Source organism: Alkalihalobacillus deserti, assembly GCF_020734105.1.
GTDB classification, from domain to species: Bacteria; Bacillota; Bacilli; order Bacillales; family Bacillaceae_D; genus Halalkalibacter; species Halalkalibacter deserti.
Window position 1 is genome coordinate 68,653 of record NZ_JAJAFR010000015.1, and the last position, 24,543, is coordinate 93,195.

The window sequence follows — 24,543 nt, forward strand, 5'->3', positions numbered from 1 at the left end:
TAATGATTGGTCCATCTACAGAAATAAAGGATAGTTTAATTGGAAATTCTACCATAATCAAGCGATTCGTCGTTCGGAATAGTATGATAGGGTAATGCAGTGATAGGTACTTTTTTACCTATCCGCCCCCTTTCGATTTTAAAAGGATGATACTAATATTGGGAACTTTGTTGAGGTGGAAAAATCAACAATGGGTAAAGGGAGTAAGGCTTCTCACTTAAGTTATATTGGCGATGCAGAAACCGGTAATCATGTAAATGTAGGCTGCGGCTCTATAACCGTTAATTATGATGGTCAAAACAAATTTTTAACGACCGTAGAAGATAATACTTTGATCGGATGTAATGTTAATTTCATAGCCCCTGTAACCGTTGGAAAAGGAGCAATTGTAGCTGCAGGCTCTACGATTACGGAGGACGTATCAAGTGAATCTTTAGCAATAACACGTTCGAGGCAAGTAAACAAAGAATCCTATGACAACAAATAAGTCATTCAAATAAAGGAGTGGAATTATGGGAAAGTACTTTGGAACAGATGGAGTACGTGGTGTAGCAAATATTGAACTAACACCAGAACTAACCTTTAAACTAGGACGTTTTGGGGGTTATATTTTAACCAAAGGAATGAAGAATAGCAAAGTAGTAGTTGGCCGCGATACTCGTGTTTCTGGACAGATGTTAGAGGGATCTCTTATATCAGGATTATTATCAATAGGAGTAGAAGTTGTTCAACTTGGTGTAATTTCAACACCGGGAGTAGCCTATTTAACAAAGACATTAGATGCTCAAGCAGGGATTATGATTTCAGCGTCTCATAATCCAGTTGAAGATAATGGGATTAAATTCTTCGGACCAGATGGATTTAAACTACTAGATGCACAGGAAGAAGAAATAGAGAGATTACTAGATCAAGAGAGTGATGTTTTACCACGTCCAACAGGTTCTAATGTGGGACAAATGAAAGATTATTTTGAAGGTGGAAAAGACTATCTGAGTTACCTCAAAAGGACAATTGATGGAGATCTTAAAGGAATAAATATTGCTCTAGATTGTGCTAATGGAGCAACTTCATCTTTAGCACCTCAACTTTTTAGTGATTTAGGTGCGAACATATCTACAATGGGCGATACACCAGATGGCTTTAATATTAATGCAGGAGTTGGATCTACGCACCCTGAAGTTTTATCCTCTTTTGTCCAGGACAAAGGTGTTGATATTGGTCTTTCCTTTGATGGGGACGGTGACCGATTAATAGCTGTAGATGGAAAAGGAAATATCATTGACGGAGATAAGATCATGTACATCTGTGCTAAGTTTCTAAAGGAAAAGGGCAACTTGCAGCATAACACAGTTGTTTCAACCGTAATGAGTAGCTTGGGCTTTTATAAAGCGTTAGAGACAGAAGGAATTCAAAGCTCTACAACAGGTGTTGGAGATCGTTATGTGATGGAAGAAATGCGAAAATCAGGTTTCAATCTCGGTGGCGAACAATCTGGTCATATTATTTTCCTTGACCATATCACTACAGGAGATGGAATGTTGGCAGGTTTACAATTGGTAAATGTGATACGCGAATCAGGCAAGTCATTAGTTGAACTGGCAGCAGAAATGCAAACTTTCCCACAAGTATTAAAAAATGTCCGAGTAACAGATAAGTCAAAAATGGATACTAATAAACGAATTTTAGAAGCCATCACAGAAGTTGAGAAACATATGGCAGGAGAGGGCCGAGTATTAGTTCGCCCTTCGGGTACGGAACCACTTGTACGTGTCATGGTAGAGGCACAATCAGAAGAACTAGCTACTTACTATGTTAAACAAATTGTAGATGTAGTGGAAGAAGAGATTGGTTTAGGTGTGTTCGTTTAGATTTGTTTACGTGGTTGGGATCTCAAAATCTAATTCCTGACTTTCGGTATGGTAATGTATCTTAGTTTTTGAGCTAATTAATGAAATTAACGCCTCTAGTAATTAATGATTACTAGAGGCGTTAAACGTGATGTCTCATTGTATCGCCACTCGAAATTTGTCGATCAATAAAGGTTCAATTTAGGGGTATACAGTGATATTATATGTAAATGAACTAGAAAAAGTATAGTTAATTAGAAGTGGTTTTTTAATAGAGATAGTACTTAGATGCTTGTATAAAAGACCTAAATGAGTCTTTAGTAATAAATGTTGTAGGTGGTGAAAAAGAAGAAATGAGTCTGGTAAAAGAAGTCGAAATATTGACACAAGAACGTTTGGTGAAAATTTTAGAGGATACGTATAAGAAAGGGTCAGAGTCTACTAATGTTAATTCTAAACAACTAGTGGAGGAGATCGCTACGTTCTTAAAGCCGTATGTAGAGCCAGTAAATAATTAGTTTAAGAGCCCTAAGCAATATAACCTGATCTCAGGTTTTGTTGCTTAGGGCTTTTTGATTGAAAATTAGTTTTACACAAAATTAAATTTGTGAAGAAAGAAACACTTCGAACAAGTTCTTCCAGTTTGTTTATGGGTTTGAGGGTTATACATGTTACACTTTTTCCGAATGCTTCGGTATTTTTAAAGATTCAACTATGGCCACTGATTGTCTAATACATACAAAGACGAAAACACAAAGAAACACACCTGACCAATTAATGATGACATCAAGTATACGCCCATCCCGGTGGAAAAACGGTTGAATCATTTCAGTAGCCAACCCATAAGCCAAGCCAATGAAAAAAACCTTATGTAAACTGCTAAAACAAAAGATGAGAAAAATAGTTAAAAGTACAAACGCTAGAAAATGCCCAGCCTTTTGGACAATAATTAGCGAAGAATTAAATTGATAAAACACAAACAAATTTGAAAAGTCAGGGTTAGAGGTAAACGAAAAAGCTAAATCTCCCTGTTTGATCAATCCTTTGAAATTACTATTAATCGAAAATACTAAAATAAGGAGCATCCAGCTTAGCGATAGAAAGATTTTAATTGGTATCACACTCTCATGTTTTTTTAGTAGTTTTGACAGCATTATGATTAAATATACTAGTGTTGGAGGTTCTGGGGGACAGGTTCCTTGTCCCGAAGTAGAGTGAAAGGATCTAGTCCCAGTCACTCCCCGAAGATTGTAAGATTTTGTCGAGAGAAAACGCTTAAAGGTACATTGATCGTTACAATGTTTATCGCAGTTGTAGCGATTATAGCGCTAGTCACCAATAAAAAGAAGTAACCGCCCGTCGCTCCGACCAAAGAGTTGGGTGGTTACTTCTTTTTTAGTATACTGCTTTAATTTGGGTCAGCCGTCTTTCAAGCGGCATGTAGTTGCATTCACCAAATGTTTGCGCACTTGGTCTTTTTTTATTCTTGGGTAATTATAATTTAATTATACACGATCGTTAAGTAACTTGCATAATAGTTTATTTATTTGATTGTGTCAATCTTTTGTGGGAGAAGTACAAGCAAAGGAGGGTTAAGGAAACTGGTTCCTTGTCCCAAAGCAGAATGAAATACAATTTGCAGAAAAGTTCTGGTGCTTGTCACTCCTTGAATATTGTAAGATTTTGTCGACAGATTGATATAATAGTAGAAAAGGTGAGCTGATTATTTATTATAAATGGTCGGCATTCTCCTTTATTTAGTCATATACATATATTGGTATTGGTAATGTTCTTATTTCTCTTATAATAAGCCATAAAGTATTTTTAGAAAGCTAAAGGACTGAAACATATCTAAATCGAGTTTCTGGACCGATCTATGACCGAATGGATATCTTACTATCATTGAACCCTGTCAGTCTCGATCAGCCTGTTGAACCAAGGGAGTCATCTTTGATGATTAGAAAAAGAGTGGAACAAGCAAGACAAAGGCAATATGATCGTTATCAGGCAGAACTGTGTAATACTAACGTTTCCTTGGAACACTACAACAAGTGAGTCCATTAACAGACCATCAGCAAAAAATGATCACTCAAGTATCATCCAAGCAGCAATGGAGCAATTGCGTCCAAGTGAAGATGATTCGTCTAGCAAGAACCATTTCTGATTTAGAGGGAGAGTCACGGATAACAGACGAAAGCATCTGGAAGGCGATGACATTAAGACGAGCGAGTGGAGTAAAAGACCCATTGAGAGCGAGGGAGAACTAATGCCTCGCCCGAAAAGAATATGGATTCCTCGTCGTTTTTATCATATCGTTAGTAGAGGCAATCGCCGTGACCCGCTTTTTCGCTCCACCACTGACTTTCAATCCTTCCTTCATATCCTGCACCAACTTTATCAAACCACTCCATTTGAACTGGCATCCTACTGCTTAATGACGAATCACTACCATCTGCAACTCCGCTCTCAAGAAGCGTCCATTTCAAAAGTAATTAAGTTTTATGTCCCTTCCAGAGTCAGGTGTCTCGCCTCAGATAAAGTGAAAAACTTTAATGTGTTATTGTAAGACTGTGGATTAGTTAAGAATAGAGAAAAGGATATTTGATCAACAATAAGTGTATAACTCTCTCTTTATTCAGAGGTTTTTCCACAATACGTCTGATATCCACAAGGGTGACGAAGATGATTTCTCTCAATGAATTGGTTATCCACACTTTTTTGGCGTTTTGCGGTGCCTGCTCCGCGGTACGTTCGCATTGCGATTAAAAGAAGAACGGAGGAGCATAGGTTGTATGGTCTGGAGTGAGCGGGATGTCCCCGTCCAACCACTTTGTCCAAGCGTCCCTCTCATTCGCAATGTGATGCTTTTCTTCATACAACATTTTGTGCACAGTGCCATAGAAATAGGGGACAAAGCCTTTTTAAATCGCGTAGTTCTTATAGAGATAGACTGTTTGCTTAAATGCTTGGATGATCGTAGGAAGAAAGTGTTCAATCGGTTGTTTCTTAGATCTTAGTGAGCGGTAAGCCATTAAGGCACGGTCCAAGAGAGTGCAAATCTCTTTTGCGTTATGGTCGAACGTTTAAAGCAACAACGGTTGGTCAAAATTCTAGAGGATGCCTATAAGAAAGGGTCAGAATCTACTAATGAAAATGCTAAAGAATTAGTAGAGGAAATGGTTACCTTCTTAAAGCCGTATGTGAGAACGAACAGTAATCGAAGAGCTCTAAGCAACAGTACTTGTAAGCAAGTCTTGTCGCTTAGAGCTTTTTTTCTAATGCTTTTGTTCTTGAAAGTTGAATTTCTGAACGAAGTGGCAGTGAGAACACGCTCTGCCTATTTGTTGGTTGGTGACAGGGTTTTTATAGTAGACTTCTTCAAATTTACAGATAGGGCATTCTATGATGTGTAGAATTTCTCTTTCTCCTAAAATGGCATTTAGTAAGAGTTCAAAGTGCACTATTCATCACCTCTCATCAATTCTTACAGTAATGTTAATAAATGTTACATAAGAAGTAAGGCGGAGTCTGTCGTGGATCATGAGTTCTTTGCGACAAAAAGTGCTTCTGGGGTGATATCCATTATCTTTATTTTATTTATTGTGTAATTTATTGTAAAAAACTATTAAAATAGTAGAGTTGATTATTTTTTTAATAATGAGAGGACGATGAAAGTGAAGAGATCTAGATTGAAAAGATGCTTAGTTTATATAATGATCGTTCTCCTTCTCCTCCCACCTATCAATGGATTGGCAGAGGGAGACTCAACCCCACCTGTATTAGAGAGTTTAGAAGTTTCTCCTAAACAAGTAGGTGTCGGGGAAACGGTTGAATTTACAGTAGAGGCAACGGATGATCAATCGGGCGTAAGGCAAGGATATGTCACATATAGACCCCCTTCCAGTACGTCACTGCGCTATATTTATCTAAAACTGGATTCAAACACAGGTTTGTGGAGAGGGAGTTACTCCATACAGGAATACGATGGAGGAGGAGAATGGCAGATAGCAGAAATTGTCATGTATGATTATGCTAATAATCGCTTATTTAATTCAAATCCATCATCAGAATACAATTTTATAGTTGAAAACGAGGAGGGGGATATAACCCCACCTGTGTTAGAGAGTTTAATCGTTTCTCCTAAAAAAGCGGGTGTAGGAGAAACGGTTGAATTTACAGCTGAGGTAACGGATGATCAGTCGGGCGTAAGGCAAGGATATGTCACATATAGGCCCCCATCCGGTACGTCACTGCGCTATATTTATCTAAAACTGGATTCAAACACAGGGTTATGGAGAGGGAGTTACTTCATACAGGAATACGATGGAGGAGGAGAATGGCAAATAGCAGAAATTGTCATGTATGATAATGCTAATAACCGTTCCTTTAACTCAACCCCTTCATCAGAATACAATTTCACTGTAACGCATGGAGAAGAGGAGCCAAGTCCTCCAGAAGTGGAGGAACCACCTTTTATAGAAGCGCCTATCGTGAACGAAATAACAGATCAGTCAACGGTAGTAACAGGAATGGCTCCAGTGGGTACAACCGTGGAAGTGAAGATTGAAGGAAGTGTACTAGGAAGTACCATGGTGGAGGAAGGCGGTTATTTTCAAATAGAAGTACCCCTTCAGCACGCAGGAACAGAAGTATCTATAGTAGCGGCGGATAATGTAGGAAACAAAAGTGAGGTCATCACGAGGATCGTTGTAGATGTGACGCCGCCGGAAGCACCAAGTGTAGGAGAAGTAACGGACCAAACTACAGAAGTGACCGGGCAGGCAGATCCGAATTCTACAATAGTCGTTAAGGTAGAAGATCAAATGATAGGAACCGTTGGAGTTAGTGAGGATGGGTCATTTATTGTAGCTATTCCTCAACAAGATGCAGGAACCGTTCTACAGGTGTTGGCTATTGATCAAGCTGGCCATGAAAGTGAAGCGATCACACGAACAGTTGAAGGCATTCGACCATTAGCGGACACTGTCTTATTGCAAAATGAAAATTGGACGAGTAATACGATTAAAGGTGATGTATACGTTGGTCCTGAAGCCGTTCTAACGATCAATGGTTCTGTATCAGTAGAAGGAAATATGTATGTTCTTGGGGCTGTTCGGAACTTTGGTCATTTAAATGTTACTGGAACTGTTTATGCAAATCAATTTAGTTGGGGAAATTCGACATTATACCACGGGACTTTTCTTATGCTCGGTGGGAGTAACAGTATTGGAAGTATGAATGCTTCTAGCCAACCGATAAAGGAAATGCCGCTTGAAATCTATGCAGATCATATTGTTTCTCATGACGGGATTTTTTCAATAGAAGGAGCGACCTTGCCAATCATGGATCTCTATGTAGAGGGGAGCCAAGTAGAGGTACGGAGCAATGGCACCTTTAAGATCAAGGATGTTCATATTGGGTCAAAAGAAAACATAATCTTTACCTTTGTCGATGTATTTGGCAATCACCTCTCTAGATCTTTCCCGGTGGAAGTGGTCGATACGATCCCGCCAGCTGCGCCAGAAGTAGATGAGATCCATGACCAGATGCGTGTTGTGAAGGGACAGGCAGAACCGAATTCTATTGTAGAAGTGGAACGCTCAAATAAGGTAATAGGTACCACCACTGTAAGGGAGGATGGTAGCTTTGAAGTTGAGATACCGGTTCAACATGCTGGGTCGATCTTAAAGGCAACAGGAACAGACGAAGCGGGGAATCGTAGTTTGGCGACAGAAGTAACGGTTCAATTAAGTTCGGTTTGGACGCAATGGGAACAGCAGACGTCTAAGGATCGCACGAAAGAGTGGACAATCGCATTAAGTTCAGAAGTCAATGACGAATCCCTCCATCATCAAGCTGTCTATGTAACGACAACCGATGGTAGAATCGTGGGAACGGAATTGACACTAGGAGAAGATAGTAAGTCGGTCAAAGTCAAACCGCTAGAAAACTATCAAATAAATCAGTCTTATTATTTGTATATTACAGATGGCCTCACGTCTGTTTCCGGAAGTTTGATTCAAGACCAGATTGTCATGAAGTTTTTGATAACTGACAATTAGTGATTGCTGGCTTTTATAGGTTCCTGCCCCAATGTTAAACCGTAATGGGGCAGGAACCTTTTATTAGAAAAAAAGGATAATGTAGGGGAAGGCGGAAGGGCTCATGAGATTTACAGCGTTTTTAACAGCAATCATCGTAATCTTTAACTTCGTGCAATTGAATTCTGTTTATGTATTAGCAGAAGTTACAAAACCAACCATTGAAAGCATGAGTATCGATAAGAGAGAAGTCACTGCGGGAGATACCGTTAAGGTGAGTATCAAAATTAAGGAGTATCAGGATTTTCGTTATCTGAATCTTTATTATACTTCGCCGATAACCAATAAGGGGATAACGATCAGTCTCAACTTTAATGATGAAACCAAAGCGTTTGAAGGAAGTATTCCAATTTCAGATTACATCGAATCAGGAAATTATAAGCCACATATGTTAAGCCTATATGGAGCTAGTATAACGACAATTTATAGCTCGGAATATGACAAGTTCGATGACGGAGAATTTCTTGTTAATGGTACAAGTGGGATCGAATTAATTGAAAGCATAAGTGTAAATAAAAAGGAAGTCACAGCAGGGGATACGGTTAAGGTGAGTTTGAAGACATCCGAGCATTTAGGAATCCGTTATCTGAATTCTTACTTTAGATCACCCATTTCTAATCAAACATTATCCGTTTCCTTATACTACAATCCCGAAACGGATACATTTGAAGGGGATATTCCTATATCTAGTATTACAGAGTCAGGAACATACAAGCTTTTTATGTTAAATACGTATGAAGATGGTAATAATACAACAGCTTTTTATCATTCTTATTACGCTGATGTGTTTCAGAACGGGGACTTTAGTGTTAGCGGGACAAATGCAGCAAATCTAATTGAAAGTATAAATGTGAGTAAGAAAGAAGTAACAGGAGGTGAAACCATTACATTCACTGTGGACTCTCCTGAGCTTGTTGGTATTAGCTATTTAAATATCTATTACTCATCGCCGATAACCAATCAGACGTTTTCTGTAGACTTATACTACAACAGTGAAACCCATTTGTTTGAAGCAAGTTATGTAGTTCCAGATCATTTCGAATTAGGTCTGTATACATTATTTATGTTAGCAATATACGACACTTCGGGGAATACAACGGCTTTCTATAAATCGAACTTTTCTGACCAATTTGAGTTGGGCAATTTCAGTTTTATTGATTTGCCAATAGAAGAACCTGTAGCGGAGTACGAATTTAAATCGTGGGAATCTAAGTTTGATGTTGATGTAAATAAAGTTTGGCAGGTTGAATATAATCTCGCGTTAGATCCTTCAACTATCATTGAACAGAATATATACATTACAGATGAAGAGGGTAATATAGTACCAATTGATCGAACAACAAGCCATTCGGCCGTACAATTAGCTCCAGTTAATGCTTATGAACAAGGTAAGACGTATATACTGTGGATAAAGGACATTAAAGCTAAGAATGGTAGACTTCTTCAGGAAAACGTTAAAATGGAGTTTACGATCAGTAACTAGGTGGTTCACATTATTTAGGAATGATAAGGGTAAAAAGATCGAGTGTTGGTGCACCACGCATGCAAATATTTTATAGGGGTTAGTACCTATCAACCCAATGGATGAGAACCGCTGTCATCACCTGAATATTGTTAGATTTTGTTTGGTGATTTTATCGATATAAGCAATATTTTAACAATCTCTTTAGTATCAATCAATTTTAAAAAAATAGTTGAGCCATATGTCGTCACCCTTGTCATCTCCTCCAATGAAAGGGTGACAACATCGTTAGTCTAAGGCCCTGATACGCTTACGCCCCGAAAAAGCGCGGAGGATCAAAGCGACCCGAGAAACGGACAATACAAAAAGAGGTGCGATGCATTTGCCTTTCAAGGGTACTAAAGGAAACATTAATGGATAGGTGTTGATCATTTTTAAACGTCACAATTGATTGGTTACTTGCTTTTTGATGGGGTTTAATGGATTTGATATGGTGAAAGAAGATCCAGCTGCATTCGAATTGCTTTGGTGAATGAGTGGGGAAGGCATAGATGTCTTCGCGTGGGTTAATCGGAATCGGAACTTTGTTTCGCACGCCAATTTGATGGCTTACAGCATCTCGGCGGCCTTCATAGCTGGCACCGCCTTCTAAGCAAGCGGGTTCAATTAATTGGCGTGTGGTCTTTTTCACATATAGTTGTTGATCTTTCTCAATGACAATGGTGTAGTAGTCTACGTGTTTCGCAGGTATCAGGGCAAGCGTATCTTTACTGATTTCATAGTCATTTAATACATGTTTGGTCATTGGCATAGACTCCTCTACTTTTTAATGGCACAACATTGAGATTGGCTAATTGAAGATATGAGAAGAAAATCAACTCCTTTCATGTGAATTGGGGGAGGATAATAGGTCGTATGCTTACTTTTTTGAAGAGCTGATTTAAGTATTAGATAGGAGCAGCCGTCTTTATTAGAGATTGAGTGTGTTATTTTGCTCTAGACATGCGGATAGTGATGGACAGCGGCTCGCCTACTGTCAGAGCTGCTCCTCTCTAATAGACTTTCTGGATCAATTGGACGGATGTTTTTATCTGAGTTGGAGTTACATTTGTGAGGGTTGCAAAGAGGTGGATGTTTTTGGGCATCGATCGAAGCTTTTTTGTAGGTTGTTCTAGTAAGCATTCTAGGATTAAGAGAAATTTATAGGGTGACAGGGGTGTGTTAGCCCTTATCATAGAACTCATGTTTTCTTAAGAAATCTTCTATCTCGCTTTTTGGATTGGCTAAGGCACGGTCATAAGCAGATCCAAACAGAGAGCTGAAATAAAGGGAGATTTGATGACTCATCGTGACTTCCCCTCGTTCAATTTTCCCCATATGAGCAAGGGAGATGCCTACTTTGTAAGCTAAATCAACACGTGAGAAGTTATTCTGTTTGCGAAGCGCTCTAACGATTTTACCGACCTCTTTATCTATCTCCTCTTGTAAGACTTTTCTTTCTTGTTCAATCTCTTTTTCTATGTTGTCCCTTCTATTCAATGGCCAATCTCCTTTTTAAAACAATCTTCAGTCAAATAAAAGAGATTAGCGACGTACTATAGTAGACATAATGACATATTTTGGATATTTGGATAAATATTTTTTTCGTGTGTTCATGCTTATTGCCTGAGAAAACATTCTACTCGTCAGGTATTGCTTTTCTCTCCTTGCCATTCGATAAACCCTACTTCACCTAACCTCCTCATGCTATTATCGTAGGGAGATGCTGGATGTTACTTGTTAGTAAGCTAGCTACCTGTCTGTGCTCCTGATAGCCATGTAAGAAAAGACTCACTCTTAATCCGTGCATGGTTCTCATCTAACCAATTCCAATGCTCGATAACTGGATTTTCTTTTCTTTTTTCAATATAGAACAACTTATTCACCGTCCCGTAGAAATAGGGAGTGAAGCTTGTTTTGATTTGATTGCTTTTCAACTGGTAGATGGATTCTTTGAACGCTTGAATCACAGTATAGACCTGTACATCAATCGGTTGTTTTAGTTGATTATTACGGTGAGCTATCCGTGCTCGATCCCATAAGCTACAAATCTCCTTTGCTTTGTTGAGAAAAGGTTTAACCGCTGTGACAAAAGGTTCTGGAACATAAGAAGGAACAAAAGTGAAATCGAGTGATTCTAATGATTCTATACGTATCTCTTGTATTAAATGATCTTTTATAGTTTTAGAAGAATTTAAAGATTTGAAAGACCTAGTTTCGGATGGTTGATTTGTGGTTGGAGTGATTGCTGGTGTTGGAGTTGAGAGCTTTTTACGGTCGGTCAAAATCGCTCCATCAAATCGGTGGAAGATATAGACGTTATGAGAGTAACCACCTTTTTCTCTAATCGTGTGGTGGACAGAAAGAATGTTGTACTTTTTTGCTTTTCTAAGCATGCGTTCAAAGGTCGAGCGGGCTTGTTTCTTTGTTTGTGAGGCCTGAACTAGCTTATCAATTCGTGCATGACAAACACCAATATGTTTGACACTAAACTGTGCGAGCGTGAACAAAGCGGCGTGTTCTCCTTTTGTGAAATGATGTCCGTGTAGATACCGGGCTTGTTTCATCGATTCATTGAATTCCTTCACCGTTTCAAACGGACTTAAGTGTGCGAATTGCGCTATTTGACCTGGCTTCATTTGGTAGCCTCCTTAGATAGAAGTTGTGCCTTTTCTCGCTGGTAGCTCTACCATAATGGAGTTTTTACGATCCGTCATATGTGAAAAAAGGATATTTGGTAAGGTGAATAGGTATGGTTTTTGAAGTTTGATCTAGCCGTTTTGCAAGAATGGGAGTGGGAGTGAAGGTGGTTTTGTGGAAATGGTGTAGTTTTGGGGATGCGAGGGGGAGGTACCTGTCAATCCTCGAAAATGGAAACGGAACCGAAATAAAAATTACAAACAAAAGAAAAGCTGTCCGATTATCTTCCGGCTGAAATCACGGTATTGAGTACCTGTCACTACCTAAGATTTGTATAAAACTGTAATAAAAGCATGAATTAAAAGAAATAGCCACACTGCCTTACTTATAAAAGGCAGGTGGCTATTTTCCATGTATGTTCTAATACTCTCTTAACTTTTGCAATTTACTCTCGTGATACTGAAAGGGTCAGACACCGGGCTTTACGCCATCAAAAAAGAACGCCTCTCAATCAGGCGTTCGGTTGAGTTTTTCTTCAACCAACCCTCTACTTACCGACAGGTCGTTGACTAACCTTATGTCGGTCAAAATCGATTAGCGAGGATTGCGGGGCAGCTATAATAAACTCCTCATTTATATATTTTTGTTTCACTAATGACTTGTTTCTTACTTGAGCATCTTCTAAAATAGGGGTCTTTTCCGTTAAGATGGATTTTTTCATGCCAGATAGCCAAGTGTCGAGTTTATAAGTTCCTCTTTCAATGATTTGACACAGATCTTCTAGCGTTTCAACCAACTCCATTAAACTATCAGATCCACTTCTTAACACTTGAGCACCTTTGGAATTTGCTTTTTCCACTGAGTGTTCCATTCTGTACAAGACATCCTGATAGCGAAATTCAATATAACAACTGCTGCGGTCCCAATTATAATCGAAATAGGAAACGTTTAGACATTTCATAATCCTTATAAGCTTTCTCTCACATATATCTTGCTTATTACTTTTTATTTTGAGTATATCAAATATTTTAAACATAACATTCACCCTCCGTTTTTATAAACTCTAGTTTTGCAATCCGTTATCTAACCAATGAGTTCTACAAAATAAGCCCATCCCCTTTTGTAATCGTTTTACATTTATCGACCTTCTTATACAAGGTAATTGGGGGAGGATTTCATAAAACAACAGATAACTGCATAACTAGTAAGATAAAGAGGTTTATGAGGGATGTCTAAATTTGTAACGTATTGTTGAAAACTTTTAAGAGAATTCTGGCTCTAGAACCCTACTCATTTAATAGGGCATTGAACTCTCTGGTATGAAAGAATTCTTTTCTGGAATTACACATGAAGAATAGCTGTCGTCTCTGAAAATGTAGGTACGAATTCTTCTCTTTCATGCTGTGAAGGAGTAACGTCATAGGGGAGAGAAATCGAGTTTTCCGAGTCTTTGAGCCCGCCATAATCAAACCAACCTGAATGAGTTTTCGCACCTTTTGCGACCTTTCTTTTTTCCATGTTAGTAATCTATAAGTCGTCGCGTAAAAGTATGGGGTAAAAGCGTTTCGAATTGAATTTCGCTTATAACAAAAAAGGGTTTCCTTGAATGCTTTGATGATGACCGGAAGCAAGTCTTCAATTTGTGGTTGGTAAGATTAGATTGCGTGCCAGTCACTCCTCGAAGTTTGTAAGATTTTTTCGATAGATTGATCTTATGAGTCCGGGTGAAAGACTCAGCTTTTTATTCTATTTAGTTGGTAAACTGCATTAGCTCTGAAAGTCCGATTTCCGCGAGCTTTTCCTGTCCTGCTTTTGTAGGGTGAATATCACCAGCTATTACAAATTCAGCTTGTTTGATGCCAAATGCACTATAAGCGTCGGCGATGACTATATCTTGATAAGGCTGGAACGGTCCAGCAACGAGTGCGTTGAGTTGATAGTTAATTCCAGGTAAGACATTATCCGCTACAGGGTAAAGAGGGTTACTGATTTGAAAAGGATTATAGACATTGTAAAAGATAATGGGTGCCTCTGTCAGTGAGCGAATTTCACTAATAATAGCTGGAAGGTTGGTGGCAAGTTTAACCCCAGCAGTAGCAATCTGTGCATTGAGATGGTCGGGAAGGCTTTGAAGGTCTTTGCCGCTTAATTCCCAAGCTGTATTTAGTGCTAGAAGCAAATCATTATTTCCAATCGTAAGAGTAATGTAATCTGCTTGGCTGATAGCTTGGCGGTATTTTTGGTCAGTTTGAAGCGCGTTTAGCATATGCCCGGTTTGCCATCCTGGAACAGCAAGGTTGCGGACGCGCATGTCGGCATCATTTCCGATTAAGTAAGGGTAGGCGTATTTGGAAGTAGAGGCATTGTTGTTATGGCCTAAATTGTAGCCGTAAGGGATTGAGTCACCTAAGGCAACCAGTGATAGTTTGGCGTTTTCGTTTTTGGCTAACGCATTTGTGGAAAATAAGAGTGTGAGCACCAAGAGCAAAGTGAGCGATCGGATGACTGTTTTCAATAAAATTCCTCCTTTAATATGAAACTCAGGTTTTATTATAGAGAAGATAATGGAAGGAGGGTGTCGAACGGAGAGAGGGGTCAAAAAGAATTTTATCCTTTTGACTAATAGGGGGTGTCCCGCCAAATTGTCGCTAGTTGAATATTAAAAATAAGGGCTAGTAAATAATAAACAACGAGAGAGGATCGAATCGTGTTCGATCTCAATCCCGCCGTCACAACTAAATGTATGACTAGCTAAAGGATTGCCGCTTGAATGAAACGGTTTACATAACAAATAGTGAAGGGAGTTTACTAGAAACAGAAGCAACAGTAGGTGCGGATGGTCAATCGATTGAAGTGAAAGCTTCATCTGATTATCAAGTGAATGAATCTTATTACCTGTATATTAGTGATGGGATTAGGTCAGAATCAGGCCAGGTTTTAAAAGAAAACGTGATGATGGAATTTATGGTTAGTCATTAAAGAGTCGACCATTTATCGTCTTACTTGTTCATAAGTTTTTGAGACTCCGATAAGTTAGATCTTGTCGGAGTTATTTTTATTTAAAAATGGAATGAATTGTGTAAAAAAAACGAGAAAATATGTTAATTTAGCCAGCTATTAGATATATAATGAGAACTGGAGATTACATGTTTAGGAGGTAAAAATGTTTGAGGCAAACGAGTCAGAGCACCTTACTACACTTAGGAGGTTATGTCCTTCAAAGGTCTTGTCAAGGACATATTCCTATTCATTACCGTCCAAAAGCAAAAACAGTCTTATTCAGCAAAAAAATGACGTATGCCAATTCATACGTCATTTAAACGTCCTAAATCCTTTATTGTTAAATCCATTGCATTTTTTGTTGTTAATATAGTTATGATAACGGTAAATTGTTAATAAATAGGAAATTCCCATATCTACTAGTAAGAAAGTTGTGGTATTATTTATATGGATGTACAAATAGTGGGTTTATGCCAATCAATGTTAATGCTAATTTAGTATCATTATAGGGTATTAGGGGTGATTCATTTAGGTGAAATATTATGTTTTTTTGTATAAGGAAAGGCACTTTTCCTTTAGTTTACTTTTGCTAGTAATGCTCTTAATGGTTTTGTCTACTGACTCCGTTAATGGAAGTGGGTTTGAAGAAAAAATAAAAACCGAACAGGAGCTAATGAAGAATCGTGAGAACGGTTATATCGCTTGGTATGGTTCTAAAGGAGCGGGAATACAAGCTAGTAATGTTACTAAAGAATTAACGGGAGATTTCCAGTTAATGAAATTAAAACAGACAGAAGAGCTACGAAATGATCATTCCATTATTCATCTAGAAGAAAATAAAAAATTATATATACTTAATAACTCTCCAAATGATCCATATTATGCAAAGCAATGGGGACTGCATTCCATTATGACTGAAGAAGCATGGAGTGAAATTGAAAAAACGACTCAAGAAGAATCAATCACCGTAGCTGTAATTGACTCTGGTATTGATGTAACACATGAAGATTTAAAAAATAGGATTGATGATGACGGGTATAATTTTATCTTAGATAGTAATGAAGTATATGATTTAAATGGTCATGGAACAGCTGTTTCTGGTGTCATAGCTGCAAAGACAAATAACAGTATAGGTATCTCAGGTGTTGTAGGTGCGTTAGATGTGAAAATCCTTCCATTACAAACAGCAGATTATAAGGGAGTAAGTTATCTTTCTGATGTATTAAATGCAATCAATTATGCAATCGAAAAAGAAGTTGACGTGATTAATTTAAGCCTTGGGAGCAATACATACTCAGATATTGAAAATGAAATGATACAAAAGGCTATAAATAAAGGCATTATTGTTATTGCTGCAGCTGGTAATAATGGAAACTCGTCTTATGTTTATCCAGCCTCGTACAATAACGTTATTTCAGTAGGATCTACTTCAAGGGACGGGACACTTTCATCATTTTCAAACAGTAATGATAAAGTCGATTTTCTAGCACCAGGTGAAAAGATCTACGTCGCTTCCAAAAATAATTCTTATGCCTATGTTGATGGTACATCCTTTTCGTCACCTATTGTATCAGGCATCGTTGCAGCGTTATTAGCTATAGAGCCTTCATTAGATTTAAGTGAAATCAAGGACATCCTTACTAACTCAAATGAATCACTCTTAAAACAACCTCAAAAGAACGATCAAACGGTAAACTTTCTTCTGGCGATAAAGCAAATTGCTAATTCCCATTCGGTTCCCGTTGAAAAGTTGTCTTTAAATAGAACTGCCCTTCATCTTCAGTTTGGACATTCGGAAAAGTTACTAGCTGAAGTTTCACCGACAAATGCAACAAATCAAACTATTTCTTGGGTGTCGAGTAATCCAAGTGTGGCAGTTGTTGATTCGCTCGGGAATCTAGTCGCTGTAGGGGAGGGCGAGGCTAACATTATAGCTATAACAGAAGATGGCGGAAAAACAGCTGTGACTGCTGTTACAGTTTTAAAACCTGATAGAATCTGGGGATTGTATACCGATGTGGCAGCTAATAAAACTTGGACGATCGAATTAAATCAAAAGCTAGACTCTGCTTCTGTTAATGAGCAAACCATTTATATTTTTGATGATTTGGGGAATTTGATCGATACCAACATTAAACAAGTTGAAAATACTATAGAAGTAACACCTTTACAACCATATCTAAAAAGTAAATATTACTTATTTATAAATGACGGACTACTCTCTAATCGTGGTGTTTCAGTAAAAGAAAGTATCTTATTAGAATTTACCGTCAACTAATCTATGTAGTGAAAAAGGGGAATTTTAAATTGAGGCTGAAAACGTTTTTATCGGCACTAACTTTTGTCATGGCAATATCTGTATTCTGGCAAGCAAGTGTATTTGGAGAAAGCCATTTAAATGAAAGTTATCTAAATTTAGTTGAAAGCTATGACGAACATAAATCAGAACAAAGTTTAACAGAGAATAAAGCTTCTCTAGAAAATACAACACAAGTATTACATGAGCTTTCTAGTAGCTCAGATAAAGAGAAAAGCCAGTTAGGTGTTTGTGAGAATTATGAGATAGAACCAAACAATGATCGTAATTTAGCGGATAGGGTTTCATTAGATTGCTATGTATATGGTTTAATAACCGATAACTACTATGACCTCGATTATTACGAGTTAACTATTACGCAAGCTGGTGAACTTAACATCGTGGGGGTTCTAGGGAGCTACGCTAACTATAGCGAATATCTTGGAATTCTTTTATATGATACAGATGAAAATTTCTTGGCAGGAAGCTCTTTGTTTGTAGGTCCAGATTCGGAAGCTCAGGCTTTAAGTCAGTATGTTACACCGGGCACCTATTACATAGTAGTTTTACAAACGAGTGAATATAAGTATTTATTAGTAGATGAACCATATATAATTCAACCTTATATGACAGCAGGGTCAACGAATGTGCCTGTAAGCTATGTCGTAATAAATGAGGATAATACCGATTTAAAAGTAGGAGAAACAAAGAATGTAACAGCTTCTATTGAGCCGAGTAATGCAACTAATAAAGATGTTACATGGTCAAGCAGTAATCGTTCAGTTGCTACAGTGGATAACCAAGGAATGATAACAGCAGTAGGGAGCGGAACGACAAATATTATCGTTACAACTGCAGATGGGCAAAAGACAGATAGTATAATAGTAACGGTATCAGAACGAAATATCCCCGTAGAGTCAATCAGCGTTGGCGAAAGTGAAATAGAATTAACAATAGGATCTTCTAAAACAGTCAGTACAACAATTGCACCTAATAACGCTACAAATCAAACCATTTCATGGGTTAGTAATAACCCTTCTATTGCTACGGTTGATCAAGGTGGTAAGATTAGCGCTGTTAGTGAGGGAAGAACAACTATAACTGCTATTACTGCTGATGGAGGAAAGCATGCATCCGTTTCAGTTAATGTGAGCAAGGAAGACGACTTTGAACAATGGGAGCCTAATTTTGATGTTGAGGTAAATAAAACGTGGCAGGTTGAATATAATCTCTCATTAGATATCTCCACTATTATTCAAAAGAATATATACATTACAGATGAAGAGGGTAATATCTTACCAATGTTATATATTATTGACCGAACAAAGAATAATTCAATCGTGCAACTAGCTCCAGTTAAAGATTATGAACAAGGTAATACGTATACAATGTGGATAAAAGACATTAAAGCGGAAAACGGTAGCATACTTAACGAAAACGTCAAAATGGAGTTTACGATTAAAAATTAGTTAGCTAAGCACTGTTAAGGAAATGGTATAGCTGAAAATGAGATCGGGTGTTAACGCGCTCGATGTTTGCAAGACTTAGAATTTAGTTTGAGGAATTGTTTGAGTGGATACTAGAGAAGTCAACGAGTTGTTATTAGATTTTTCCATATGAAAGGAGAAGTTGGAGAGTGATTATTTGACTAATTAAAAAGCGTTGATGAGGAACAAGAGAAAAGGAAGAGGTTATTTGCAATTCCTACTACAACGCTTTTTCATGCCCAATTGTGTCTATACTAATTCGATCACGGCGCCTAACCAATTACATGAAGATGAAAACGAATGGTTTTTCTGAATGAATGTATACCATTTGAGACTTTTATCAAAGAGGAAGCCTTTATGGTCAAATAAGCTAACTACCTTCCAAACCTGATTAAACAGCGTATTCATTACTTCACCCCTTTTTTTTGTATTTTTCTACAAAAATCGGGAAATATGCATGATGGTTAAGATTTTTGAGGAAAGGAAAGGAAAGGCAATCTAGGCTCCTTATGAATTAGATAGGAGCGATGACTGTAAGTAGAGCTATCCTTATGGCGTGATAGGCATGATTCTAAGTAATTATCCATCTTAATTGAGCCATTAGAGGAGTATCATATAAGTGATTGGTATTACTACTGGTACAGGTCAAAAATTAAGTTAAATAAGTGTTGGAGTGTATGATAACGAATAAAAGGAAGAAAAGCCTCAGTTTTTGAGGCTTTTTTTTGCAACAAATCAAAAACAGACAGCTAATAAATAGCTGCCTGTTTGCTTATTGACTTAGAACTTCAAACATCGCTTCAGCCCATAATACATGTCCAGCTTCATTTGGTCTGGCGTTTTCAATATAGTTGTTAAGGTCAGTATCTTCAGTCGAAGGCCAAAACTGCCAGTGGTCCGCGTAGATATATTCATTCTCTAAAGCGTATTGTTCTAATTGGTCCACCTGTGACAAATAGAAACCGGTACTGTTTAGCGGGTTTGCTGGTAGCAAGACAATTTCTGTTTCAGGAAGTTGTTGCTTTAATTGTTCCATCATGATGTCTAGTGCATCTAATGAATCTTCAAGCCTAATTTGCCCATTATCATTTAAGAAAAAGGGTTCAAATAAAAGGACATCAGGTTGGCTAGCAATGACTTGATCTAGAAAGTCTGATTGTAATACATCGATAGAAGTGGTTCTTTCTACATCAATTAAAGTTACTTCAAAAGATGAACTTGAAACGTTATTAATGGTTGATTCAAAAAGAACGGGCCAAGATGTGCTTGGATCTTCATCATTAGTAATAGAAGTTGAACCGAAGACGGTCATCGATACGGTATCTTGTACTTCTGACCATGTTCCTAGTAAACCAGTTAATTCAGCGGTCTCATCTACTTTCTCTTCCTCCTGAGTTGTGAGTGGAGGGGAAGGATTTGTGGAAAGCGTCAATGGAACCGACTCAGCTGCAATGGCCTCTAGCTTCTGCTGATAGTAAAAGTGTCCGACAATAACAATTGCGATTGAAACGATAATACTGCTTACATAAAGAAAAGATTTCAAGGGAATGTGCCGCCTTTCTAAGACTGATCATTTACATTTTTATCTTCCTCTGGATCGGGCTCCGGATCGTTGTTTGTGATTTGTTCAAAATTGGCTTGAAACGATACATCGCTATTAACAGTAACTGTTATTACCTGGTTATTAATGGAGGAAGTTCCGCTCCAACCAGTAAATTTCCATCCAGATTGTGGAATAGCTGTCAAAGTGACGATCGTACCAGATTCAAATACAGAGCTACTAGGATTCGTTCTAACAGAACCCTGTCCTTGGGTAGATGTACGTAATGTAAACGTTTGTGTCGGCTTTTTTTCAAAAACCGCTATGATAGATTTTGCTTGATCCATTGTTACTGTTAATGGATTCGTTGCTCCAGTGTAACTACCTTCCCAACGTATAAAACTCCATCCATCCTTCGGTTGAGCTCGTAACGTTAATGAGGTTCCAGCTTCGTATTGGTTATTTTGCTGACTTCGAGTAATGGAACCGTCACCTCGAGTTGAGATGGATAGCGGATAAGAATGTTTATCGTTTTTTGGAGGTTCCACTCTCTTAGGTGATTCCTCATCGTTTTCTTTTGGTTGTTCTGTCGTTGATTCATTTACTGGTGTAGTGGCTTGATTTGTTCCTTTTTGCTTAAAGACTGCACGTACCGATAGATTATCATCCATTATAACCGTAATCGTCGGATTGGTACTCGAAACGGAACCTGTCCATCTTTCAAACTCATACCCTTCTTGTGGGCGAGCTGTCAACGTAACCGACTCACCAGAGGGAAGGTTTTCGGACAGGGAACTTCTTAAGACCTTTCCATGTCCAGAAGTAGCCACTAATAATGCATATGTCGATTCCGCGTTTTCAAATATAGCTCGAATCGTTAGGTGAGAATCCATTGTAACCGACTGAGAAGGAGTGGTCCCTGTTAGGTCACCTTCCCAGCGAACGAACGTCCATCCTGGTTCAGGTTTAGCTTGAATTTGAATAGTTTCACCCGTTTCGTAAACATCTTTTTGAGGTAATGTTTTTATTGTACCTTCACCGGAAGTTGTTGTCACTAGCGTTTTCTTCTCGCCAGCTACTCTTATGTCGATAGAGATCTGTAACCCATCATAGTCAGCGTAAATGGTTTCAACCCCTTCATTATGGGCGGTAAAAACAGCCGTATTGGTTTCTCCAGGGGTGAGTTTACCTAACTTTTCCTTTAACGTCCAATCAGGAGAAATGTCAACGGGTTGCTTATTTGAGTCAAAGGCACTAATTTTAAGTTCAATTTCTTGATTAAGTCCAAGAATAGGTTCCTCGGATACCGTCCAATCCATCTCTTCCACTACTTGTTCTTTAATCTCAATCTCCAGTTCCCGTGTTAGCTCTTGAGCCGTTGCTGTTACGATTACGGAACCAGATGTAAGTCCTTTCAGAGTGGTTTCTTCGTTTTCAACTGTCTGAAGGCTTGCGATTTTAGTATCAGAGATTTTCCACTCAGCCTCTAAGGGAATGATTCTTCCTTTATCATCCGACCATACAAAATGGATGAGTCGTTCGAAACCTTTTTGAATAAAAGGTCGCTCGATTTCAATTTTAATTTGAGATAAAAAGGTTTCAAATTCTTCTTTAAATTCAGCGTTGTCTGTATTGTCCATTCCTTGTTCCAAAATGGTTAAAGCAGACAAGATATCAGATTGGTTCAAATATAGCTTTGACAACTGAGAATAAAAAAGAGGTTCAGCAGAAGTAAGTTGAATCCCTTCCAGAAGAGTTTCTTCAGCAAGGTCTAGTCTAGCAATTCCTTGGTAACTATTGGCTAACCCAATTCTAGCCTGAATATGAGTAGGATCGAGCTCTAATATTTCCTTGTAGTATTCAATGCTGCTTTCGAAATCGGCTTGTTCAAAAGAATTTTTCGCAACTTGTTCAAGCTTACTAATTTGACCACTTGATTGAAAAGGAAAGAACACAACTGCGCCAATCACAATGACTAAAATGAAACTAATTAAAGGAAGGAAGATTTTCTTTGACATGAAAATATGTACCTCTTTTCTTAAAAGCAGTTTATTAAAATGAGAGAAAAGTAGTTGATCTAAGTTCCTACTATTATAATAGACTCTGCCAAATAACGGAATAGAAGGAAGAAAAAAAGTAGATTTTGTCGCCTAGAAAAATGGAAAAGAGAAAAAGGAAATGAATCGTTGATTATTTACAACCTAATTATTCCCTTTTTTACAAGAATGATAAAGAATATGGTGAATTTTGTAGTATAATTGAAGGAGCACCGGCCTACTAATCTAGTTTGAAAGTCCGGTAGACAATTCAGTTAGGAGAATGGATATGGATTTTAGAAAGGTTTTTATGCTTTATTTGGCTTTAATTTTAATCATTCAGCCGCTTTTAGTTACTCTAAGTGCGGGAGATAAAGTTCTGGCTGAAAGCGCTATTGAATTATCTATTGAGGATAGAGAAGAGGGAGTTGTCGTAACAGAGGCAAACTACTCAGTTGATGGAAGTAAGCTTACTGTTACAGGTACAGTCGAGAATAAATCAACTTCCAAAAAGGTAATAGGTCTTATGGCGGTCGGATTAGATGAAAATAATAATCCAGTCGAAGTAGCTTCAGATTACAGTAAAGGTACTTTTGGAGGAGTGCAAGTAGCAGCAGGTTCTTCTCAATCTTTTACTGCAACTTTAGAGAACAAAGCTGAAATCAATAAAATTCATGTCAAAGCAACTGGGAATAGTACAGAGGTAGAGTTACTTGGCTTTGGAGTTATACAAAAAGATCATCAGATTATTGTTACTGGTGTTATTGAGAATGGATTGAGTCAAGATCAAATGTTGACGATGGATGTTGTTACATATGATGGACAAGATAACGAAATTGAACATATGAGTGTGGATTCTCTTAATTGGATGGATAGAGCGGGTACAGTTAAGCCGGGTGAACCATCTAATCTAAAAATAGTCATTGATGATCCAACTGTAAGAAAGGTGAAAATAGATACAGTTGAACAGATAAATTCTTCAACAAATGTAGTTACTACACCAGATATATCTGGGCCACTAGTCAGTGAGACGTTACCTCAGGGTGGGGTGGTAAGTAAAAAAGTACCGAATGAGATAAAGATTACTTTTAATGAAGCGATCGTTCGAGGACCAGAGTTTAATTCAATCAGTGTCTCAGGTTTAATGGATATAGAACTAACCGTCGATTCCCACGTGTTATCGATCAAATCTAGTGAAGCTTTAGATTTTAATAGTACGTATACGGTTTTTATTCCCAAAAGTGCAGTTAGGGATGTAGCTAATAATGAATTAGTAGAAGATTACTCTTTTGAATTTCTTACCACTCAGGAATCTAAGAAGTTTGAAGATTTTTACATAATCACTGGAAATGAAACATTAACTGATTCACAGAGCTATGATAAGACCGTTATTATTGCACCGCATGTAACACTGACTGTTAATTCTGGAGCAAGTGCGTCATTTAATGAAGGTTTAATTGTATATGGAACATTGACTAATAACGGAAATATTAATGTTTCTAAAACTGTTTATGCGAATAAATATAGTGTTTTTTCTGGTGACCTTAATTATCCAAACTTTGGAGTGATTGATGGGAGTGGAAGTGCCAGCTTAAGTGGGTTAGTAGTAAGTGCTTCGCAATACCCTGCACCTCCATTAACGATCATTGAACCAAGTGACGAGAGTGTTGTTACAAAGCAAAGCGTCGATATTATTGGTTATACAGTACCGGGTTTTGAAGTGAGTATTAATGAAACATCTGTAACAGCTAACAGTGCAGGTGAATTTAAAATAAATAGAGATATGGAAGATGGAAATAATACATTCATCATTAATGGTAAAGATGTCTTTGCCCAAGAATTCAGCTTGAGTAAGTTGTCACTTACATCTGTAACTCTTCCTCAAACGCCAGAAGTCGATGAAGTGACAGACCAATCAACAGCCGTAACCGGGCAAGCAGAAGCAGGATCCACGGTAACGGTTAAAGCAGGAGAAAACGTGCTAGGAAGCGCTGTTGTAAAGGCAGATGGAACCTATCATGTAGAAATTGCAAAACAAGCGGCAGGAACGCAAGTCGAAGTGACCGCAACGGATGAAGCAGGACATGTAAGTGAA

19 protein-coding genes and 2 pseudogenes are annotated in these 24,543 nt (G+C 38.0%); 12 read left to right on the top strand and 9 right to left on the bottom strand.

What is annotated here, in order from left to right:
• Positions 1–5: 5 nt before the first annotated feature.
• The 3 genes and pseudogenes from LDX58_RS19755 to LDX58_RS19765 form a co-directional block, all read left to right on the top strand.
• A pseudogene (locus LDX58_RS19755) lies at positions 6–487 on the top strand (DapH/DapD/GlmU-related protein); the annotation flags it as partial.
• 25 nt (positions 488–512) lie between these two features.
• A complete protein-coding gene (gene glmM / locus LDX58_RS19760; RefSeq protein ID WP_227938679.1) occupies positions 513–1,868 on the top strand; it encodes a phosphoglucosamine mutase in 1,356 nt (451 codons plus the stop codon).
• Between the two features lie 332 nt (positions 1,869–2,200).
• The gene (locus tag LDX58_RS19765; RefSeq protein ID WP_227938681.1) at positions 2,201–2,365 is read left to right on the top strand and encodes a YwzD family small protein; all 165 of its coding nucleotides are present in this window, start codon (positions 2,201–2,203) and stop codon (positions 2,363–2,365) included.
• 153 nt (positions 2,366–2,518) lie between these two features.
• Here LDX58_RS19765 and LDX58_RS26835 read toward each other — a convergent pair whose 3' ends face one another.
• Positions 2,519–3,001 (bottom strand): VanZ family protein, encoded by a 483-nt coding sequence (locus tag LDX58_RS26835; protein ID WP_227938683.1) that lies wholly within the window; start codon positions 2,999–3,001, stop codon positions 2,519–2,521.
• A gap of 897 nt (positions 3,002–3,898) precedes the next feature.
• On the opposite strand from LDX58_RS26835, the gene LDX58_RS19775 reads away from it, so the two are divergent.
• From LDX58_RS19775 to LDX58_RS19790, 5 genes and pseudogenes are all read left to right on the top strand, one after another.
• Positions 3,899–4,114 carry a magnesium chelatase subunit ChlI family protein gene (locus tag LDX58_RS19775; protein WP_227938684.1) on the top strand — a complete coding sequence of 72 codons (216 nt, stop codon included), beginning with the start codon at positions 3,899–3,901 and terminating at the stop codon, positions 4,112–4,114.
• Positions 4,114–4,341 (top strand): annotated as a pseudogene (locus LDX58_RS19780) (transposase); the annotation flags it as partial. The gene LDX58_RS19775 and the pseudogene LDX58_RS19780, both read left to right, overlap by 1 nt.
• 577 nt (positions 4,342–4,918) lie before the next feature.
• The gene (locus tag LDX58_RS27055) at positions 4,919–5,260 is read left to right on the top strand and encodes a YwzD family small protein (protein ID WP_504753306.1); all 342 of its coding nucleotides are present in this window, start codon (positions 4,919–4,921) and stop codon (positions 5,258–5,260) included.
• 261 nt (positions 5,261–5,521) lie between these two features.
• Positions 5,522–7,909 (top strand): Ig-like domain-containing protein, encoded by a 2,388-nt coding sequence (locus LDX58_RS19785; protein ID WP_227938685.1) that lies wholly within the window; start codon positions 5,522–5,524, stop codon positions 7,907–7,909.
• Positions 7,910–8,012: 103 nt separating this feature from the next.
• A complete protein-coding gene (locus LDX58_RS19790; RefSeq protein WP_227938686.1) occupies positions 8,013–9,431 on the top strand; it encodes a hypothetical protein in 1,419 nt (472 codons plus the stop codon).
• Between the two features lie 289 nt (positions 9,432–9,720).
• Here the strand turns inward: LDX58_RS19790 and LDX58_RS19795 are convergent, their stop codons facing one another.
• From LDX58_RS19795 to LDX58_RS19820, 6 genes are all read right to left on the bottom strand, one after another.
• Positions 9,721–10,215, bottom strand: a complete 495-nt coding sequence (locus LDX58_RS19795) for a competence protein ComK (RefSeq protein WP_227938687.1) — start codon at positions 10,213–10,215, stop codon at positions 9,721–9,723.
• Positions 10,216–10,631: 416 nt separating this feature from the next.
• Positions 10,632–10,949, bottom strand: coding sequence for a helix-turn-helix domain-containing protein (locus tag LDX58_RS19800; protein ID WP_227938688.1), 318 nt, complete (start codon positions 10,947–10,949; stop codon positions 10,632–10,634).
• Between the two features lie 248 nt (positions 10,950–11,197).
• A complete protein-coding gene (locus LDX58_RS19805) occupies positions 11,198–12,088 on the bottom strand; it encodes a hypothetical protein (RefSeq protein WP_227938690.1) in 891 nt (296 codons plus the stop codon).
• A gap of 548 nt (positions 12,089–12,636) precedes the next feature.
• Complete coding sequence (locus tag LDX58_RS19810) at positions 12,637–12,960, bottom strand: hypothetical protein (protein ID WP_227938691.1); 324 nt, start codon at positions 12,958–12,960, stop codon at positions 12,637–12,639.
• A 470-nt stretch (positions 12,961–13,430) separates the two neighbouring features.
• Positions 13,431–13,607 (bottom strand): hypothetical protein, encoded by a 177-nt coding sequence (locus LDX58_RS19815; RefSeq protein WP_227938693.1) that lies wholly within the window; start codon positions 13,605–13,607, stop codon positions 13,431–13,433.
• Between the two features lie 232 nt (positions 13,608–13,839).
• Entirely contained in the window at positions 13,840–14,604 is a 765-nt protein-coding gene (locus LDX58_RS19820; protein WP_227938694.1) for a GDSL-type esterase/lipase family protein, read from the bottom strand.
• Positions 14,605–14,855: 251 nt separating this feature from the next.
• On the opposite strand from LDX58_RS19820, the gene LDX58_RS19825 reads away from it, so the two are divergent.
• The 3 genes from LDX58_RS19825 (at position 14,856) to LDX58_RS19835 (ending at position 18,854) form a co-directional block, all read left to right on the top strand.
• Positions 14,856–15,068, top strand: a complete 213-nt coding sequence (locus LDX58_RS19825) for a hypothetical protein (protein ID WP_227938697.1) — start codon at positions 14,856–14,858, stop codon at positions 15,066–15,068.
• Positions 15,069–15,621: 553 nt separating this feature from the next.
• Complete coding sequence (locus LDX58_RS19830; RefSeq protein ID WP_227938699.1) at positions 15,622–17,367, top strand: S8 family serine peptidase; 1,746 nt, start codon at positions 15,622–15,624, stop codon at positions 17,365–17,367.
• Between the two features lie 29 nt (positions 17,368–17,396).
• Positions 17,397–18,854 carry an Ig-like domain-containing protein gene (locus LDX58_RS19835; protein ID WP_227938701.1) on the top strand — a complete coding sequence of 486 codons (1,458 nt, stop codon included), beginning with the start codon at positions 17,397–17,399 and terminating at the stop codon, positions 18,852–18,854.
• A 790-nt stretch (positions 18,855–19,644) separates the two neighbouring features.
• On the opposite strand, the gene LDX58_RS19840 is transcribed toward LDX58_RS19835, so the two are convergent.
• The gene (locus LDX58_RS19840) at positions 19,645–20,415 is read right to left on the bottom strand and encodes an SGNH/GDSL hydrolase family protein (protein WP_227938702.1); all 771 of its coding nucleotides are present in this window, start codon (positions 20,413–20,415) and stop codon (positions 19,645–19,647) included.
• 17 nt (positions 20,416–20,432) lie between these two features.
• Positions 20,433–22,430 carry an InlB B-repeat-containing protein gene (locus LDX58_RS19845; protein WP_227938704.1) on the bottom strand — a complete coding sequence of 666 codons (1,998 nt, stop codon included), beginning with the start codon at positions 22,428–22,430 and terminating at the stop codon, positions 20,433–20,435.
• Positions 22,431–22,737: 307 nt separating this feature from the next.
• Between LDX58_RS19845 and LDX58_RS19850 the strand changes: the two genes are divergently transcribed.
• A partial coding sequence (locus LDX58_RS19850; RefSeq protein WP_227938706.1) for an Ig-like domain-containing protein occupies positions 22,738–24,543 on the top strand: 1,806 nt, incomplete at its 3' end.